At 38.2% G+C, this 19,243-nt stretch carries 15 protein-coding genes; 11 read left to right on the top strand and 4 right to left on the bottom strand.

From position 1 onward, the window contains the following. Positions 1 to 16 precede the first annotated feature (16 nt). The 3 genes from FC32_RS10855 to FC32_RS10950 all read left to right on the top strand — a co-directional run bounded on the left by FC32_RS10855 (position 17) and on the right by FC32_RS10950 (position 1,444). Positions 17 to 748, top strand: a complete 732-nt coding sequence (locus FC32_RS10855; protein WP_025087982.1) for an MFS transporter — start codon at positions 17 to 19, stop codon at positions 746 to 748. After that, positions 724 to 1,098, top strand: coding sequence for a hypothetical protein (locus FC32_RS03610; RefSeq protein WP_056957267.1), 375 nt, complete (start codon positions 724 to 726; stop codon positions 1,096 to 1,098). The genes FC32_RS10855 and FC32_RS03610 overlap by 25 nt, the downstream gene beginning before the upstream one ends. A 79-nt stretch (positions 1,099 to 1,177) precedes the next feature. Beyond that, positions 1,178 to 1,444 carry a PadR family transcriptional regulator gene (locus FC32_RS10950; protein ID WP_235722623.1) on the top strand — a complete coding sequence of 89 codons (267 nt, stop codon included), beginning with the start codon at positions 1,178 to 1,180 and terminating at the stop codon, positions 1,442 to 1,444. A 371-nt stretch (positions 1,445 to 1,815) separates the two neighbouring features. On the opposite strand, the gene FC32_RS11105 is transcribed toward FC32_RS10950, so the two are convergent. The 3 genes from FC32_RS11105 to FC32_RS10775 form a co-directional block, all read right to left on the bottom strand. After that, complete coding sequence (locus FC32_RS11105) at positions 1,816 to 5,802, bottom strand: Cna B-type domain-containing protein (protein ID WP_025087980.1); 3,987 nt, start codon at positions 5,800 to 5,802, stop codon at positions 1,816 to 1,818. A gap of 383 nt (positions 5,803 to 6,185) precedes the next feature. Beyond that, positions 6,186 to 8,843 (bottom strand): cation-translocating P-type ATPase, encoded by a 2,658-nt coding sequence (locus tag FC32_RS03595; protein WP_056957266.1) that lies wholly within the window; start codon positions 8,841 to 8,843, stop codon positions 6,186 to 6,188. Between the two features lie 279 nt (positions 8,844 to 9,122). Further along, positions 9,123 to 9,263 (bottom strand): hypothetical protein, encoded by a 141-nt coding sequence (locus tag FC32_RS10775; RefSeq protein WP_167330258.1) that lies wholly within the window; start codon positions 9,261 to 9,263, stop codon positions 9,123 to 9,125. A gap of 145 nt (positions 9,264 to 9,408) precedes the next feature. On the opposite strand from FC32_RS10775, the gene FC32_RS03590 reads away from it, so the two are divergent. Both FC32_RS03590 and FC32_RS03585 read left to right on the top strand, forming a co-directional pair. Further along, complete coding sequence (locus FC32_RS03590; RefSeq protein WP_025087520.1) at positions 9,409 to 10,953, top strand: ABC-F family ATP-binding cassette domain-containing protein; 1,545 nt, start codon at positions 9,409 to 9,411, stop codon at positions 10,951 to 10,953. A 75-nt stretch (positions 10,954 to 11,028) separates the two neighbouring features. After that, complete coding sequence (locus tag FC32_RS03585) at positions 11,029 to 11,760, top strand: L,D-transpeptidase (protein WP_025087521.1); 732 nt, start codon at positions 11,029 to 11,031, stop codon at positions 11,758 to 11,760. A 62-nt stretch (positions 11,761 to 11,822) separates the two neighbouring features. Here FC32_RS03585 and FC32_RS03580 read toward each other — a convergent pair whose 3' ends face one another. Beyond that, positions 11,823 to 12,494 carry a L,D-transpeptidase gene (locus FC32_RS03580; protein ID WP_025087522.1) on the bottom strand — a complete coding sequence of 224 codons (672 nt, stop codon included), beginning with the start codon at positions 12,492 to 12,494 and terminating at the stop codon, positions 11,823 to 11,825. Between the two features lie 140 nt (positions 12,495 to 12,634). On the opposite strand from FC32_RS03580, the gene FC32_RS03575 reads away from it, so the two are divergent. The 6 genes from FC32_RS03575 (at position 12,635) to FC32_RS03550 (ending at position 19,165) form a co-directional block, all read left to right on the top strand. Continuing rightward, the gene (locus FC32_RS03575; RefSeq protein ID WP_025087523.1) at positions 12,635 to 14,053 is read left to right on the top strand and encodes a C69 family dipeptidase; all 1,419 of its coding nucleotides are present in this window, start codon (positions 12,635 to 12,637) and stop codon (positions 14,051 to 14,053) included. 76 nt (positions 14,054 to 14,129) lie between these two features. Then, positions 14,130 to 14,606 carry a hypothetical protein gene (locus tag FC32_RS03570; RefSeq protein ID WP_025087524.1) on the top strand — a complete coding sequence of 159 codons (477 nt, stop codon included), beginning with the start codon at positions 14,130 to 14,132 and terminating at the stop codon, positions 14,604 to 14,606. Positions 14,607 to 15,118: 512 nt separating this feature from the next. Continuing rightward, on the top strand, positions 15,119 to 16,159 hold the full coding sequence (locus FC32_RS03565; RefSeq protein ID WP_025087525.1) for a methionine ABC transporter ATP-binding protein: 1,041 nt from the start codon (positions 15,119 to 15,121) through the stop codon (positions 16,157 to 16,159). Next, entirely contained in the window at positions 16,152 to 16,838 is a 687-nt protein-coding gene (locus FC32_RS03560; RefSeq protein ID WP_025087526.1) for a methionine ABC transporter permease, read from the top strand. The genes FC32_RS03565 and FC32_RS03560 overlap by 8 nt, the downstream gene beginning before the upstream one ends. Before the next feature lie 23 nt (positions 16,839 to 16,861). Next, complete coding sequence (locus FC32_RS03555; RefSeq protein ID WP_025087527.1) at positions 16,862 to 17,686, top strand: MetQ/NlpA family ABC transporter substrate-binding protein; 825 nt, start codon at positions 16,862 to 16,864, stop codon at positions 17,684 to 17,686. A gap of 126 nt (positions 17,687 to 17,812) precedes the next feature. After that, positions 17,813 to 19,165 (top strand): hemolysin family protein, encoded by a 1,353-nt coding sequence (locus FC32_RS03550; protein ID WP_025087528.1) that lies wholly within the window; start codon positions 17,813 to 17,815, stop codon positions 19,163 to 19,165. Positions 19,166 to 19,243 lie beyond the last annotated feature (78 nt).

The raw sequence follows: 19,243 nt of genomic DNA, 5'->3' as shown, positions 1-19,243 counted from the left end.
GATGGTGGAGAGGTTAATGGAAAATAAAAAATTATTTATGATATCGTTCTTGGTGAATTTTATTTTTTCGATGATAACAGTTTTGTTGTCGCTGATCGTTTTTAAGATAAATAAGTCTTCAACGGACATAAGCTTAGTTATGATAGCTTTCATCGGTTCATTGTTAATAACTAGAGGGGTGTTGTTGAAAAATTTTTTGAGTTCTAGGTCAGAGATTGTTATTGGAAGTGGAATCTTTAGCATTGGATGTCTGTTGATGTTTCTAGGTAGTACTAAGTTGCTGTTTATGTTTTTTGGTGCAGTAGCTTTTGGACTTGCAATAGGAATGATCCCACCTGCGATTTTATCTTTATTAAGTAGTGATGATGAAGTAAACAAAGATATGAATTTAGGGATTTATAATGCGATCGTAGCGCTTGCCGCTGTTTTTTCGCCTAAAATTGGTGAAGAAATGTATGATTTAAACCCTCAATTACTTTTTGAAATCTGGCTTATTTTAGCAATAGGCATTTTTTTATTAGCTCTATTGATAAAAGAACAACAAAATAACTCATCTGAAGATACCTTAGTAAATTTAAAGAAAGTTGTTACAAATAGTAAATTTCAAATTTATTTCCTCACTTTACTTTTTTCGTCAATTTCCTATGGAGCATACCGATTTATTTTACAGAAGTCAAGTTGTCGATTTGCATATATTATTTCTTTTTTTGGGCAGGCTATATCATGGTGCAGTTTTTCGAAAAAATAAGCTATAACTTTAAAGTTGTTTTGGTTGCTTTGCTATTGATTTTATTAGGTCAATTGTCGTTGTTACTATTTTCTTTGGCACCTGTGATCTACTTATTTTCATTACTTTATGGTATGGGATATGGTGCCTTATTTAAAGTGTTTTACGTTGGAATTGGGCGTTTTGAGAGTTTAGCAGAACGAAATATGGGATTTTCGATCATTGGTTTGATTTCATATCTTGGGGTAGGAATAGCACCTGTTTTTTTGATTCCGTTTAGTGGTGCTGGTTGGACAAAACTGTTTTGTGGAAATTTATTTTACAGCTGTATAGGAATGATTTTATTTGTTTTTTTATGGAAAAAAGTCTAGTTGATAGTATCTGTAGTGCAATTCAAAATATTTTACCAATATTTGCTAAGCGTATATAATGAGCAGGAAAATAAAATTGGTGAACGGAATATATAATTTGACGGGTAAAGATATCATATTAGGGTTACTAATTGAAAAAAGTAGAACAGGGTATGAAATAAATGAAGTGTTTGAAACGGTTTTTAAGCATTTTTATAAAACAAGTTATGGTATGATCTATCTGACTTTACGCCGACTTTCTAACGAAGGTTTAGTTGAAAAAGAAGTTGTTATCCAAGAAGGAAAACCGAATAAAAATGTCTATCACATTACGGAAAAAGGAAAAAAAGCTTTTGCGGAGTATTAAAAAACGCCAATCAGCCCAGAAAAGCGGGAGTCGGAGTTTTTAGTAAGAATGTATTTTGGCAGTAATGAAGATGAACAAACAATCGCTTCTTGGATAGAAAATGAATTAGCCGCTTTGGAAAAAATATTGAGCAATTAGAATCAGATCATAAAGTGTGGTGCGAAAAAATGACCTCCACCCAAGAAATCACTTATGAAATAGGGTTGGCTCAATTTAAAGTTGCTAAAGAGATCTTACAAAAAAAGCTTTCCAAATTAACTGAATGCTAAAAAACACCCCTGAGTGAATTACAGTAAACAAATTAGTTTCTGTTACCACTCAGGGGTGTTTATATTAGATAAACATGAATTGAAGTGAGTTACTTAAGATAATTAGTTTTTCTTTCTTCGTACAAGATACACGGCACCACTTAAACCAAGGAGTTCTAAGATAAGACCGATGATCAAATAGAACGGTTCGTCGATCCCGTTTGTAGCAGGTAATGAGTTGCTATTTGAAGTGGTCTTAGAACTTGATTTAGTAGGAACATTGTTTTCCTTTAACACACTAGTTGTTGTTGGTGGAACAGGAGTGTCTGACTTAGGTGGTGTGTTATTGGATGATCCCGGTGTATTTGGCGTTGTTGGTTTATCCGGGTTGTTTGGTGAAGGTGGTGGAGTTTCTTCTTTAGTTGTTGGAGTATGCGTGTTTGTTACATTCATGCCATCAACTGTTGCAGTATAACCAGCCACTTCATCTTCTACGACAGTGTAAGTTACTTTTTTACCGTTATTATATTTAGCGACGTTTTTAAAACTATATTTCCAGTCGGTTGCAGCACTTGCAGTAGCTGTTAAACCGGTATCTTTACCGTCTGCAAGTAAATGTACCGTAATTGTAGTAGGGCGGATCTTATCTTGGTCATTGTTGTCATTCCAAGTCTTTGTCCCTGAAACATCAATTGTTTCTGGTTGGTGAGAGTTAGTAATATTTAAGCCAGCTACTTGTGAAGTATAACCAGCTGGAGTGTCTACTTCTTTAACTGAATAGGCGATCTCTTTACCATCTTGATAACGATCGACCCCAGTGAAACTATATGTCCAGTTTTGGGCTGCTGAAGTAGTTGCTGTTTTGCCAGTAGCTTTACCATTTGCTAGTAATTCCACCGTGATCGATGCTGGACGCATGCCGTCTTGATCGTCATTATCATTCCAGCTCTTTTGCCCAGTCAAATCGATTTTTTCTGGGGTATGACTATTGGTCAAGGTATATTTACCATCACTATCTTTTGTGATCGTTGTTTCATAAGCAGCAACAGCGACTTCTTTGACGGTATAATTGATCTCTTGACCGTTTTCGTATTTAGGCAATTCTTTTGATTCAAAGGACCAGTTCTTATCCTTTGATGTTTCGATCTCATCAACTACTTGATCGCCGTTTAAGATTTGGATCTTAACACTAGTTGTTCGTTTACCATCTTGGTCGTTATTATCATTCCAAACTTTTGTCCCAGAGATCACAACGGTTTCTGGAGTATGAGAGTTGGTGATAAGCTGTCCTGAAACATTTGAAGTGTAGCCATCTGGTGTATCAACTTCTTTTACGCTATAGGAAATTTCTTGACCTTTTTCAAATTGTGGTAAATCAGTAAATGAAGCACTCCAAGTGTTGTCATCTACTTTATTTTCAGTAGTCAAAGTTAATGTTTTGCCAGGAACTGCAACAGGTTCAGAGCCAGCCACGGATTTGTAAAGTTGTACCGTGATTTGGTCTGGACGTTTACCGTCTTGGTTATTGTTGTCATCCCATGCTTTAGTTACTTTATATTCGATCGTCTTTGGAATATATTTATTAACAATATTGAAATCAGTGATCGTTGATTCATATTCTGCAACTGCTTCTTCGGTGACAGTGTATTTGATTTCTTGACCGTTCTTGTATTTAGGTAAACCAGTAAAGTCAGCAGTCCAGGTGCCATCGTTAGCGGCGCTGATTTGCTTAGAATCAACTTTTTGCCCATCAGCTAATAAGTTAACGGTGATCTGGCTAGGACGTTTGCCATCTTGATTATCGTTATCATCCCAGTTTTTAGTTGCTTTGATGTCAACTGTTTCTGGTGTGTATGAATTAGTAATGTTATAGCCATCGATTTGAGTCGAGTAATTTGCGACTTCATCTTCAGTGATGGTGTACTTGATCTCTTTACCATTCTTGTATTTAGGCAGACCAGTAAATTCTGCCGTCCAAGTACCATCGTTAGCGGCGCTGATTTGCTTAGAATCAACTTTTTGCCCGTCAGCTAATAAGTTAACGGTGATCTGGCTTGGACGCTTACCATCTTGATCGTCATTATCATTCCAGTTTTTAGTTGCCTTAATGTCAACTGTTTCTGGTGTGTATGAATTAGTAATATTATAGCCATCAACTTGAGTCGTATAATTTTTGACTGGATCTTCGGTGATAGTGTACTTGATTTCTTTACCATTTTGATATTTAGCTAAATTACTAAATTTATATGACCAATTTGTGTTTGCAGTAACGACTTGTTTATCAACAACTTTACCATCAGCCAATAAATTAACCGTGATCGAATTTGGTCGTTTACCATCTTGGTCATTGCTATCGTTCCAAGTCTTAGTTCCAGAAATTTCAGTTTTAGCTGGGGTGTGCGTATTAGTGATCACGTAACCTTTAGCTGCATCGCCTGAAATCTTTGAAGTATAATCATTTGAAACGTCGATTTCTTTGATAGAATAATCGATCTTCTTCCCATTTTTATCATATGCATTCAAGTTTTCAAAACTACCTGACCAATTGTTATCGGCAGACAATGTTAGTTCACTGCCGTCAACTTCCTTGCCATTGGCTAAAAGTTGAACTTTGACTTCTTTTGGTCGTGTGCCGTCTTGATTATTAGCATCATCCCATTTTTTAGTAACTGGGATCGCGACTTTTTTGCGTGTGTTTTGGATTCGGCGGATAACACCCGCTTCACCGACTGAAACCTTGATCGGTGTATTATCAAGTTCATAACCTTCAGGTGCTTTTGTTTCCACGACTGTAAATTGCCCCTTGGCAACTTCACTAGCGGAATAGATTTTGGATTGTGCGACCCCATTTTCATCGGTCGTGACAGTTTCTTTACTACCGCTAGGGGAAGTGATCTCAAATTCAGCTCCTTTTAATAAGTCACCTGTTTCAGAATCTTGTTTGTAAAGGGTGATGCGATAACCGGTATCTAATTGAATCGTTCCCCCGGTAGTGATTTTAGTTGAACGTTCTGCGCGATTGACGGTTTTCGTCGTTTTCGTATTGAGAACAACCAATTTTTCGCCACCTTGCATTGAGAGCTCATTTACTACGGTAGTCCCGTTTGCAGGCGATGTCGTGGAATAATAGACATTGTATGCAGCTGGTTTACCGTTAGCACCTAAGCGCGTTGAGGTATTTAGCAGTTTCAACTTGTAGCTAGTGTAGGAGCTGTTATACTCAATTGTATAATCTTTACCTTCTGTCAGTAATTGTGGTTCAGCTAAATTCAAGCTAGAGTTGAAATATCCAGAATAGACTTTTAGTTTTTCAGGAATAAATTGCATCGGTGCGGAATCACTAGGGATGTTATCGTAAAGTGTGATCGTGTCATAAGACGTTTGATTCGTGTTGATGCGCAAATACCAGTTGTGGATATAGTTGCCACTTTTATTTAAGGTTGGTGAACTCCATTGTTCTTCTTTCATTACTCCACCATTTTTAGAGAAATTTTCACGTTTGATCCCTTCCGTATAGTCGTTTTCACCGCGTTCTTTGACAGAAATAGTGTGAGTGATGATCTTTGAGGTCTCAGAAGAAGTATAAGTGATCGTTTGACTACTAATTACTTTAGTGACGGTAAAGTCGGTATAAAATGTTCCTTTGACCCCTTGAACTTGAGTCCCACCTTTTTTTTGCAAGTAGGCTGCTAAGTTCTTTAAAGTTATTTTAACGGTTCCCCCATTTTCTGAACCGTTAGAGGTAACGACTGCATTTCCGACCGCAATATTAGTATCTTTATCAATTAAGTCAAAACTAGTGTTATTGACAGTTATGGGTGCTGGAATAGTGAAGGTGAAATAGTCGCCATCTTCAAGATTTCCATCGTATTTTGATAAATCAAATTTACTTTCAAAGCGATAAGAAACGTCTTTAGTAAGTCGGTATGTCCCCGAGCTATCAGGTTTTAATGTTTCACCATTACCGACATCCCATAATGAAACGTCAGTAATGACATTAGTTAGCTCTTTTCCGCCATCGGCACGTACAGTATGACTGAAACTTAAAAAGCCAAAAATGACGACAAGGGAAGTAACTAATCGGGTTAACCACCTGTTAGTCCTTTTCATATTTAATTCTCCTTTTTTTCTTAAATTCTTTTAACATCCCGTTAACAATTATGCACGATGGAATTTGATAAATCAACTGATTTCCACGCTTTTAGAGCGATGTATCAGAGGTGTAATGGCGATATTTTTTAATATAATTCTAATATACTTTTAAAAATATTTTTTAGTTTGAAAAATACTAAAATTCCAAAAATGCAGTAATAGAATTTAAAGTATAAATTACGATATATTTAGGGCGATTAGCTATTTTTTGAAATGGAGAAAATAAATAAGAAAAAAATATTGGAAAATTTTTGGTTAACTTTAAAGGTTTATGGAGCTTTTAGCTGAATTTAGTGTACAAAAAAAGACAGATTCGGAAAAGAATCTGTCTTTAAAATTAGTTATTCTTCGGTATAAATAAATTTACGTTGGAAGAATTTTACGATCTCGACGATGATGACTAACAAGAAGCCAGCACCTAAAACGATCCCCCATTGACTTAAATCAAGGGTAGTAACGTGGAACGTGCTATTAAAGGCAGGAACAAAGATCGTCATTGCCAGTAAGATCGCCGAAACTAAGATCGCAAGGTTAAAGTACTTGTTGTTGAAAGTTTCTTTGGTAAAGATCGAACCATGGATCGATTTAGAGTTAAAGGCATGGAACAACTGTAAGACACCTAAAGTTGCATAAGCCATCGTCAAAGCATCCGCATGGATCTGAGCAGATGTGGTGTGAACCGGGAATTTGATCGCTAACCAGTAGACACCTAAAGTGATCAGGCCTTCTAAGATTCCTTGATAGATGATGCTTGAGCCAACACCATTAGAAAGAAAGTTTGATTTGCTTCCGCGTGGCTTTCTTTGCATGATGTTCTTTTCGCCTTTTTCGACCCCTAAGGCAATGGCGGGGAAAGTATCGGTTACTAAGTTGATCCATAAAATTTGGACTGGAGCGAAAATCGACCAGTTTAACATGGTCATCATGAAAAGGGTCAAGACTTCGCCTAAGTTAGCTGAAAGCAGATATTGGATCGCTTTTTGGATATTAGCAAAGACTTTACGCCCTTCACGGACTGCCAAGATGATCGTAGCGAAGTTATCATCCGCCAAAACGATATCGGAGGCATTTTTAGAAACTTCAGTCCCAGTGATCCCCATGCCAACACCGATATCGGCAGTTTTTAGGGCAGGGGCATCATTGACCCCGTCACCGGTCATGGCAACAATTTTACCATGTGATTGCCATGCTTTGACGATTCGAACTTTATGCTCTGGTGCAACGCGAGCATAAACTGAATACTTAGCAACATTTTGTTTGAGTTCTTCATCTGACATTTCATCAAGTTCACGGCCGGTGATTACACCAGCGGTATCATCTTCGGCAATGATCCCCAAGCGAATAGCGATTGCTCGGGCGGTATCTTTGTGGTCACCGGTGATCATCAGTGGTCGGATCCCGGCTGATTTAGCTTCGCTGACCGCATCTTTTACTTCTGGACGTTGAGGATCGATCATCCCGATCATACCTACAAAGATCAAGTCATTTTCAAAGTTTTCCGATGTTGCTTCTGCTTGGCTTTGTTCTGTTGTCAGTGATTTATAGGCAAAACCTAATACACGTAAAGCTTCAAGCGCTAAATCTTTATTAGTAGCTAAGATCTTTTCTTTATCAGCAGCAGTGATCGGTCTGATCTCACCATTATCTTCGATTCTAGTTGTGCGTTGTAAAATTTCATCAACGGCACCTTTAGTCATCAAGTAAGCTTGGCCATTGTGATCAACGATGGCTGACATCATCTTACGTTCAGAATCAAATGGAACAGAATTGCTACGTGGATATGCATTTTGAACTTGTTTAATATCCATGCCACGATCAAGATAATACTGGATCAAAGCTGTCTCTGTGGGGTCACCCACGAGACCTTCAGGTGTTTCTTGACTGTCATTAGCCAAGATCATGATCTGAGCTAAGCGTAGATCAGGTGAGACCTTAAATTGCTCAGCACTTACCAATTGATGGTCAGTATAGAGTTGTTCGACCGTCATTTTATTTTGCGTTAAAGTCCCGGTTTTATCAGAGGCGATGATCTCGGTCGTTCCTAAGGTTTCAACGGCAGGTAATTTACGCACGAGAGCATTTCTTTTAGCCATAGTTTGTGTTCCTAAAGCTAATGTGATCGTCACGATTGCCGGAAGACCTTCAGGAATAGCGGCCACGGCTAATGAGATAGCGGTCAATAACATATCTAAGACCGTTTCCCGCCCGGTAGCGACCCCAAAGACAAAGATCACGACTGCGATGACTAAGATCAAAATCGTTAAGACTTTACTTAAATGGGTAATGTTTTTTTGGAGTGGTGTGACTGAGTTGTCGACCTCATCAAGCATTGTTGCAATGTGACCGACTTGAGTCTGCATTCCAGTTGCAAATACAACCGCTTCAGCAGTCCCGTAAGTAACACTAGTGTTCATAAAACAGAGGTTACTTTGTTCACCAATCGGGGGATTTTCTTCGGTAATAACAGCTGCATCTTTATCAACGGGAACAGACTCACCAGTCAAAGCCGCTTCTTCGATCTTTAGAGAAGATGAGCTCAAGATCCGCATATCAGCAGGCACGATATCGCCAGCTTCAAGTAAGACGATATCACCAGGGACGATCTCATCACTTTTGACTTGCATGACCGTACCATTGCGCCGGACCCGTGAATAAGGGGTCGTCATTTCCTGTAAAGCATCGATCGCATTTTCCGCTTTTGCTTCTTGGAAAACACCAAATACGGCATTTAAGAGCACAACTAAAAAGATGATCAACGCATCGGAAACTTCTCCCGCAAACATTGCAACTAAAGCTGCGACCATCAAAATGATGATCATTAAGTCTTTAAATTGTGCAATGAATTTTTGCAACAAGGTAGTATGCTTTTTAGACTCTAACACGTTTGGTCCGTATTTTGCTTGGCGCTCTTTTATCTGCGCCGAGTCTAAACCATCAAGCGAACTATCTAATTTGACGAGTACTTCTTCTCCAGTCTGGTTGTAATAATTTGTTTTCAATCACAAAACTCCTCCTTATATAATGAATGTGATTTAGTTGATTACACGGTTATCGTATCACAAGTCATTGTTAAAAAGAAATTATCTGTAAGTAAATTTTATGTAAAAAATAAAAAAGAGCAAAATAAATCCACATGTGCACACCTGACAGTGGCCCATGTGGAGCTATTTATATTCAATTAATTGAACTTTTCCCAGGTTATCAGCAGACCTCGCGAGTGATCTTGCAGTCACGATAATCTGGTCAGAGCTCCACTAGTGATTGTCATGTGGGCTCGCTTATTTAGCAGCTTTGTCAGCTTCTTCACGTTCTTTTAAGAAGTTTAAAACAGCTTGGTGTTCTGCACGACGCTTCTTAACGTTTTTGTTGTTAACTGGGCGGCGGTCGTTACCAACGCCTACGTGTGTATTTTGTGACATGGTAGTCCCTCCCTTCATTACTCATGCATCTTTATATTCTAGCGAAAAATAAGATGAATTTCAAGGTTAAATCTAGGAAGTTATGTAAAAGTTAGGGGTGTGGTATACTTAACGAAGTATTTTTACGTAGAAAGAATGGATCAAAATGAGTATTTTAGAAGTGACAGATCTCTCAATGAGTTTTGCTGATAAGCAACTCTATGACAAGGCATCGTTTGCTTTAAATAAAGAAGACCACCTAGGTGTCATCGGGCAAAATGGGGCTGGTAAATCGACTTTGATCAGATTGATCACTGGTCAGATCTTACCTGATGAAGGTCAGATCAAATGGCAGCGGGGCAAAAAGATCGGCTATTTAGATCAATATGCAGAATCTGCTCACGAATTAACGATCGGTGCTTTTTTACAAAGTGCATTTCAAGAACTATATGAAATTGAAAAAAAGCAAGCCGCATGTTATGAGAAATATGCGCAAACCCTGGATGAAAATTTATTAGATAAAGCAGGAAAATACCAAGAAATTTTAGAAGCTGCTGATTTTTATAATTTGGAAGTCAAGATCGATCAAGTTATGACAGGGTTAGGGATCGATGCGTTAGGCAAAGAACGAAAAGTTAGCCAGTGTTCAGGGGGACAAAGATCCAAGATCATTTTAGCCAAGCTTTTATTAGAACGACCAGATGTTTTATTGTTAGATGAACCTACGAACTATTTAGATGTAGCACATATCGAGTGGTTAACGGATTATTTAAATGATTTTCCCGGGTGTTTTATGGTAATTTCGCATGATTATGATTTTTTAGAAAATATCACTAATACGATCGCCGATATATCTTTTGGTAAAATAACCAAATATACTGGGAGTTTTAAAGCTGCGATCAAGCAAAAAGAAGTCAAAAAAGAAGTGCAACTTAAAGCCTATGAAAAACAACGGCGCCAGATCGAAAAAGATGAAGCCTATATCCGTAAAAATAAGGCCGGAACACGTGCTGCGATGGCCAAGTCACGGCAAAAAAGACTTGATAAACTCGTCCGTTTGACCCCGCCAAGTGATAATTTACAAGCACATTTTTCTTTTCCTTATTTAGAGTTACTATCCAGTGCAACATTACGGGTAAAAAAATTGTCGATCGGTTATCAACGCCCGTTATTGCAACCGGTCACGTTTTCGATGAGTCACGGTGAAAAAGTTGTGTTAAAGGGATTTAACGGGATTGGTAAGTCAACGTTACTCAAATCGATTTTAGGCGAGATCAAGACATTTGGTGGGACAGCTCAGTTTGTCGATGCAGCAGTGATCAATTATTTCACTCAAGAATTAGTTTGGGACGATCCGCAGATGACGCCCTTACAAGTGTTACAGGCTGCTTATCCTAAACTTGAGCCTAAAACGATCCGTCAGAGATTAGCCCGGGCAGGAATCAATGCTGCTAACACTTTAAAACCAATGGAACTTTTAAGTGGGGGCGAACAAACTAAAGTCAAATTATGCTTGTTAGAATTAAAGCCAAGTAACTTTTTGATTTTAGATGAACCAACAAACCATTTAGATGATGAGACTAAGGTAGCATTGAAAAAAGCGCTAATAGATTTCCCGGGAAATGTTTTGCTTGTCACGCACGAAGAAAGCTTTTACCAAGGTTGGATCGACAAAATATTCAATGTGGAAAATATTCAATTAGAACGTTGAGTTTCATTGACATTCTAAGTGGTCATCCGTATATTAAGATAGTACGAATCAGTAAGAAAGGGTCACCCGATAAAAATGAAAAAATCAAAATGGATCCACTGGCTAGTAGCGCTATGTTTAGTGGGATTAGTCGGTTATAGTGCGTTTCATGTCCATCGCGCAGAAGTGAAAAATGAACAAAAGATGGCAAAACAAGCTAAGTTAGATAAAGCGCAAAAAGCAAAACAAAAAGCATTATTAGCTGAGCAAAAGAAAAATATGCAAGTCCCGATCTCATGGGAAAAACCATCGGAATTATTAGCCTATCCAGATGTTTCTAAAGCAGTTAAATCTAAAAATAAAGCAACAAAGATCTGGCTCTTAGTTTCACAAGATAAACAAAGAGTTTATGTACGTCAAGGACCATACACGTTATATACGATGTATGCTTCAATGGCCAAAAATTATGAAGGTACAAAAAATTACCAAGAAACTCCCGTTGGCACGTTTAAACTTCAAGCCAAACGGGGCGACAGTTACTATGATGCAACTAAGGGTTATGGTGCTAAGTATTGGACCTCATTTTTAGGCAATGGGGCTTATCGCTTTGAATCAGTACCGTTTAGCGAGGATGGTAATGTGATCTTGAGTCAAGCTAAATTATTAGGACAAAAGGTCACCAAAAAGAAAAATGTCAATGCGTATGGTAGCATCCGCTTATCGGTTTCCGATGCTAAATGGATCATGGAAAATCTGCCAAAAGGGACACAAGTTATTATTCAAGGTTCGGGTCAAAAAGATGATCCGTGGGAGACAATGAAAGATTAAGATAAAAATAGGGCGTGGCCGTTATATTAGCGACCACGCCCTTATTTATGTTGTTGCTGAAGTTAACCTTCGATCACAACTTTTGTACCTGTTTTTAGATTTTCACACATCCATTTGGAATCAGGGACGCTTAGGCGAATACAGCCATGTGAAGCTGCTTTTTTACCGAGCTTTTTAGCTTCGGTCAAGTTATAGTTACCAGAAGCGTCGGTTGGGACTGAATGGAAGAGATAAACCCCGTGATCTTTCCAAGAGACCCAGTTATTTGCTCCTTCATTCAAACTAGCATTGTAGAAAGAATCGCCCCGTTCGGCTTCAATATAAAAAGTTCCCGTTGGAGTATAGCTTTCATATTTACCAGTTTCTTTATTTTTGTGATAAGCACCACCGGAAGAATACATTGTGTAGATCACAGTGTTGCCTGACATCAAGTAAGTTCTGTTTTTCTTAAGATCAACTTTGACCCAGAAGTCAGAAACTTTATCCAAATCAGGATATGGTTTAGTTTCTGATGACTTGGTCCAATCGATCGGTGTTCTAAGTGTCGAAGTTTTAGTAGTTGTTGTCGATTTAGTAGAGCTCGAAGTTGAAGCACTAGTAGTTGAAGTAGTAGTGCTTTTTGCTGCAGTTGAGGATTTGCTTTCAATGTGTTCAGTATAAACTAAAAAACCTCCGCAACAAATAACAAGGAGTAATAAGACGTAGCGAAATTTATGTTTCTTAAAAAATTTCATGGTGAAATTGTCCATCCTTTTGATTATTTAACATTACCTCCATTATACAAGTAACAGTTCCCTAATGGAAAGCCTTAAGAGTGGAATTAAGGAAATTTAAAGAGTAAACTGAAAGTAATTGTCGAAAGGACTTGATAGAAATGAACGAACAAGCATGTACGACGATTCTCGTGGGAAAAAAAGCCACGATCGATGGTTCGACGATGATTGCACGTAATGATGATACTTTTTTGCCATTGACACCACAACGTTTTGTAATGCAACCAGCTGTTAGTGGGCGCGACGAGTTTTGGAACTCAAATCAAAATGGGTTCTCTGCTTTGTTGCCAGCTAATGGTTATCGGACAACAATGACCCCTAACGTAGACGAGACTCACTTAGGTTATTTTGGTGAAAGTTCCATCAATGAAAAAAATGTGGCGATGTCAGCAACAGAATCCGTTTACGGTAATCCCTTGGCTTTGGCACATGATCCTTTTATCGAAAATGGGCTAGCCGAAGATTCGTTGCAGTCATTAGTAGCACCATTTATCGATTCGGCACGCCATGGGGTCGAATATCTTGGAAATTTGATCAAAGAATACGGCTCACCGGAAGGTAATGGGGTATTATTTTCTGATAAAGATGAAGTTTGGTATATGGAGATCGTTACTGGTCATCATTGGGCTGCAACTAGAATTCCTGATGATGCTTATGCGATCGCAGCTAATCAAGTAGCACAAGACTATATTGACTTTAATGATCCGAAAAATTACATGTGGTCCGAAGGCTTACAAGAATTTGTGGCGCAATATCATTTGAACCCGGATCCAACGACCTTTAATTTTAGAAAGATTTTTGGGACCGATACTGAAAAAGATCGTCACTATAATACGCCCCGTGTTTGGTATGGCCAACGTTACTTTACCCCAGATGTTAAACAAGATCCACAATCTAGCGACTTACCATTTATTTGTTGTGCTGATCGGTTATTAAAAATTGAAGATCTTACATACGTTTTAGGCTCACATTACAATGAGACCAAATATGATCCATTAGGTCATGGAAGTGAAGAAGATAAAGTTAGATTTAGACCAATTTCACTTAACCGTACGCAAAATTCGCATGTCTTACAAATCAGAAATGATGTTGCCCCAGAACATGCAGCGTTAATGTGGTTGTGCTTTGGGGTCCCATCGTTTACTCCATATGTGCCATTTTATACTAATGCAAACGATACTGACCCGACCTGGAGCAATACCCCGTTAAATTATGATATCAAGAGTGCTTATTGGATGTATCGGACCTTGTCGATGTTAGTTGAATCACATTATGCTCACTTTGTGCAACCCAACCGTGATTATTTAACGAAAACAACGCAGATTTTGCATCAAATGATTGCCAAGATCGACCAAACTGCTAAAGATCTAACAGGCGAAAACTTGACGAACTATTTAACGCAACAAAATTATGCACTTTCAAATCGGATGCGTGAAGAAACGATGCAATCAATCGCAAATTGCGTAACGAGTGGGCTTGAATTATCTAAATTAACCTTTGATATGGATAAAAATCTCTAAAATCATCATTTAATTTTTGTAATTTAACTGATTTTTGTGTAGAATGAGCACTAAGCTTAAATTGGGGTGTGAAATTATGAAAGTCAAAGTTAGTGATTTTATTGATGAGATCACTGAAGAAAAATTTAATCGCGATTCGATTTTAGCAACGCTTGACCAAGTAGAAGAATTTGGGATTGCCGATAGTTTAGCTCCAGTAATGGAGAAAATGGTCGACGCCTTACAACAAGAGAAACTTGAACAAGCTGAATTAGCGATCGAAGGTAGTGATGATCCCATTTATGTAAGGTTAGAAACGGGGATAATCAATTTACCTTTTGAAAATATCAATCGTGTAGCTAATTTTTTTGATGATTTAACTGCTGAAGTACCAGTAAATATTTATTTAGTGGTCGTTTCACCTGATTTAAATGCATCTGGGCTTCACATTATGCAAATTTGTCCTGCAACTGATTTTGTCAACGGCGAAGGTCAAGATGCTGTTGTAGTTGCGGTGGCAGAAAGTTTAAAACAAATAAAAGAAAATATTGCTCAAAAAGTAACAACAAAATAGCATAAAAGGGTGTTTGCCAAGTGCAAGCCCTTTTTTTATGAGTTTTTTATTCGGCGTTTCTAATGGAATGTAAATTTTATCGTCGGGCTAAAAGCTAGATATATCAACAAATGAAAGCGAATATCAAAGTTTATTAATGAATAAAATTAAAAAAATTATTGACAAATGAGACAATTAAGGATAATATCAAGACAACAAGAATTTAATACCTAAAAGATGTTGATGAGAAGAGTAGTTTTTCGGAGTAGATAGACAGAGACTCTCGGTTGCTGAAAAGGGAGATCGAAAGGAAAAATGAAGATGAGCTCGGAGTCTGATCGTTGGTGCAAGCTTGCGGTCCGTTTTAATGCGATATAATTTGAGACTACTGACGTCACGTTAGTAGTTGATGAGTCTATTTTTGCGAAAAAATAGAAAAATAAGGTGGTACCGCGAGTTTTCGTCCTTTTAGGGATGGAAGCTTTTTTTTTGCCCTAAATTGAAAAATTAACGAATGAGAAAGTAGTGATCAGATGATTGAATTAAAGAACGTTTCAAAGACGTTTGAAACAGCCAATGGAAAAGTCGAGGCCGTTAAAAATGTTGAACTAACGGTCGATGCAGGCGAAATTTTTGGGATCGTCGGTTTTTCAGGCGCTGGTAAGAGTACCTTAGTTCGAATGTTGAATGGTCTAGAAACACCAACAAGCGGTGAAGTGATCATCAATGATGTCCGAATTGATACTTTAAAGGGCAAAGATTTACGTGAACAACGGAAAAAAATCGGGATCATTTTCCAACACTTTAACTTATTATGGTCACGAACGGTGTTAGAAAATATCGAATTTCCGCTCGAATTGATCGGCATGCCTAAAGCAGAACGCGAAACAAAAGCAAAGCACTTGGCTGAATTAGTTGGTTTGGGTGAACGGATCAATGCTTATCCTTCCCAACTTTCTGGCGGTCAAAAGCAAAGAGTGGGGATTGCTAGAGCGTTAGCTAATGATCCGGATATTTTGATTTCAGATGAAGCAACTAGTGCTTTAGATCCGCAAACGACTGATGAAGTTTTAGATCTGTTAGACGAGATCAATCAAAAACTCGATTTGACGATCGTAATCATTACCCACGAAATGCACGTTATCCGGCGCTTAGCCGATCGAGTAGCGGTAATGGAAAATGGGCGTGTGATCGAACAAGGACCTGTTTCAGAAGTCTTTACCCACCCACAAGAGGAATTGACTAAGCGCTTTGTTAGTTCTGAAGTTGAATTACCCCAAACAACAGATGTTAAACAAATTGCTCAAAAGTTATTGCAAAAAAATCCAACTGGCAAGTTAGTTGAGTTGAGATTTAGTGGTCAACAAGTAGAACGTCCAGTCATTAATGAATTAAGTAAGAATTTCCCAGAATTAGAAATCAGTATTTTGGAAGGTTCGATCCATCAATTAGCTGATAAGGGTACTTTAGGCTCGCTTTTTGTTCAATTGAATGGAACTGAGCAAAAGGTCCAAGCAGCCTTAGAATTTTTAAATGAACTTCAAGTGGAAGCGAAGGTGATCGAACATGGATAGTCAAGGATTGTCATCATATTTTAGATTTAGTGATGTTAACTGGCCTAATATGTGGGAAGCAACGTGGGAAACGATTTGGATGACTGTTGTCTCAGTTGCGATCGTAGCTGTCTTAGGGTTATTACTCGGGTTATTATTATACGAAACAGCTGGAAGTAATAAACCAGCTGTCAAAGTTTTAAACTGGATCGTAGCATTATTTGTGAATGTCTTTCGTTCAATTCCGTTTATTATTTTGATCGTCTTGCTTTTACCAGTCACCCAGGTGCTTGTCGGAGCAATCACTGGGGCTAAAGCAGCGATCCCATCATTAGTTATTTCAGCGGCACCGTTTTATGCGCGTTTAGTAGAAATTGCTTTTCACGAAGTTGACGGTGGTGTGATCGAAGCGGCCGATGCAATGGGGGCAACTAAATGGCAGATCGTGTATAAAGTTTTGATTCCAGAAAGTTTGCCCGCTTTAGTTTCAGGTCTTACAGTTACGGCGATTTCTTTGATCGGATATACTGCTATGGCTGGTGCGATCGGTGCCGGTGGTTTAGGTCAATTGGCTTATACTGATGGTTTCCAATCGTATAACAATGCGATCACTTTAGTAGCCACAGCGGTGATTGTGATCATTGTCTTTATTTTCCAATATATTGGTGATTTTTCAGTTCGTAAGATCGATAAAAGATAGATTATAAAAAGGAGGAGTTTATCATGAAAAAAGGATTTAAAAAGGTATTAGGGGCTGCTCTTGCAGCAGTAGCAATTTTTATTGGGGGAACACAAAGCGCACAGGCCGCTACAACATTGACCGTTGGTGCTTCATCTTCCCCACACGCTAAGATTTTGGAACATGTTAAGCCAGAGTTAAAGAAACAAGGGATCAACTTAAAAATTAAGGTTTTTAGCGACTATATTTTACCTAACAAAGCTTTAGCTAATAAAGAAATTGATGCTAACTACTTTCAACATGAACCATTTTTGAAAAATTGGAATGAAAAAAATAACGGGACTTTGATCAATGCTGGTGCGATCCACTTGGAACCGATCGGGGTCTACTCGAAAAAATATAAGAGTCTAAAAAGTTTACCAAAAAATGCGACAGTCTACGTTTCAAGCAACACAGCTGACTATGGACGTGTTTTACAGATCTTTAAAGATGCAGGCTTGATCACCTTGAAAAAGGGTACAGATTTAACCAATGCAACCTTTGATGACATCAAGACAAATAAGAAAAACATCACATTTAAGCATACTTTTGAAGCTAAATTGATGCCTAAACTTTACGAAGCAAATGAAGCTGATGCAGTTGTGATCAACGCTAACTACGCTGTTCAAGCAGGGATCAACCCAACTAAGACAGCGATCGCACTTGAAAAGAAAACGTCGGCATACGCAAATATTATTGCGATCCGCAAAGACGAAAAGAACAACAAGGCTATCAAAGCTTTAGTAAAAGTTCTTCGTTCCAAGTCAACACAAAAATGGATCGAAAAAGAATTTGACGGAGCTGTTATTCCGGTTGCCTCAACTAAATAAGCTTAAAAGTACTCGGTATTTGCCGGGTACTTTTTTGCGAGCAAATTTTGGATCTGATTTCGTTTTCTGCTAAAAAAATGATATTATTAGGGTAGCAAATTATTTTTGAAATGGGGATGGAGCTATATGTCTAGTGGTCAGGCGTTAACCAATCTGATCATCATCTTAATTGTTTTTTACTTTGCGGCTTTTTTTGTTGCTGCAGAATTTGCGATCGTTTCAGTTAGAAAAAGTGCGATCGAAAGTGCACTTGAAGCTGGAAAGGGCAATCAGCGCAAACTGAAATTAGCCTTAAAAATGGTCTCAAATATGAATGAGTATCTTTCAACGACTCAAGTTGGGATCTCAACTACGGGGATCATTTTAGGGTGGATCGGGGCAGACACTTTAACCAAGATCTTAACTGATGTCTTAGGTTTTATGCCGATCAATCATGCTACAACTGTGGCTATTAGCGCAATTTTAGGGGTCGTGATCTTGACTTATTTAGAAGTGGTCGTGACTGAGATCGTTCCTAAAAATATCAGTATCGATATGCCACTAAAAGTAATGATGTTTATTGTGACGCCACTCCATTATTTCCACGTTGCGTTTTATCCGTTTGTTTGGTTGTTGAATGCTTCTGCTTCGGGGATCGTACGTTTGATCGGGTTAAAACCAGCTGGGGAAGGACAGGATGTTTTATCACAAAATGAAATTTTAAATATTTCACGTAATGCGGTAACTGGTGGGGCAATCGATAAAGATGACTTTGTCTACATGCAACGGGCGTTTGAATTTAATGATAAGGTCGCTAAAGATATCATGGTCGATCGTACTAGTTTAGAAGTCGTTGATATTACTGATTCTGTCCGCGATGTGATCAATAAATATTTGGACAAAAAATATACGCGTTTTCCGGTTGTCGCTAATAATGACAAGGACAAGATCTTGGGGTACGTTTATATCTATGATATGATTCGCCAAGCCCAAGTCGATGATTCAGTGCGTGTAAGTAAATTGATGCGGACGATCATCACTGTGCCAGAAGTTACGCCGATCCAAAAACTCTTACAAAGCATGGTCCAAAAACAAACTCCGATCGTAGTCATTTTAGATGAATATGGTGGGACAAGTGGGATCGTGACTGATAGAGATATTTATGAAGAGCTCTTTGGAACGGTACGTGATGAAGCCGATGATGTGATTCAAGAAGATATTGTGGACAACCATGATGGTACGTATAAAGTTTCTGGGAAAACTACGCTGTATGATTTTCAACGTTACTTTGATTTTCAAGCAAAAGATTTCCAAGAAGCTGAAAGTGTAACAATTGCCGGTTATCTGCTAGAAAATTATAAAGTTGAATTAGGAACTGTCATTACTTTAGGCGGGTTTGATGTTAAAGTGATCGACTTTAGCCGAAATTACATTGAATGGCTTGAAGTTAGCCCCCATCAGTCAGCAACTGAAACAGAGACTGCAGACTCTGATGAGTAAATAACTGAATAATTGCAAAATAAGTGTGTGTCAATAACAGATGCACACTTATTTTGTTTCGGGCAAGCTCGTGCTAAA

The sequence above is a fragment of the Ligilactobacillus apodemi DSM 16634 = JCM 16172 genome (assembly GCF_001434405.1).
Classification (GTDB): Bacteria; Bacillota; Bacilli; order Lactobacillales; family Lactobacillaceae; genus Ligilactobacillus; species Ligilactobacillus apodemi.
The sequence above is the reverse complement of the archived record's forward strand: the minus strand, read 5'-3'. Positions and strand labels throughout refer to the sequence as shown.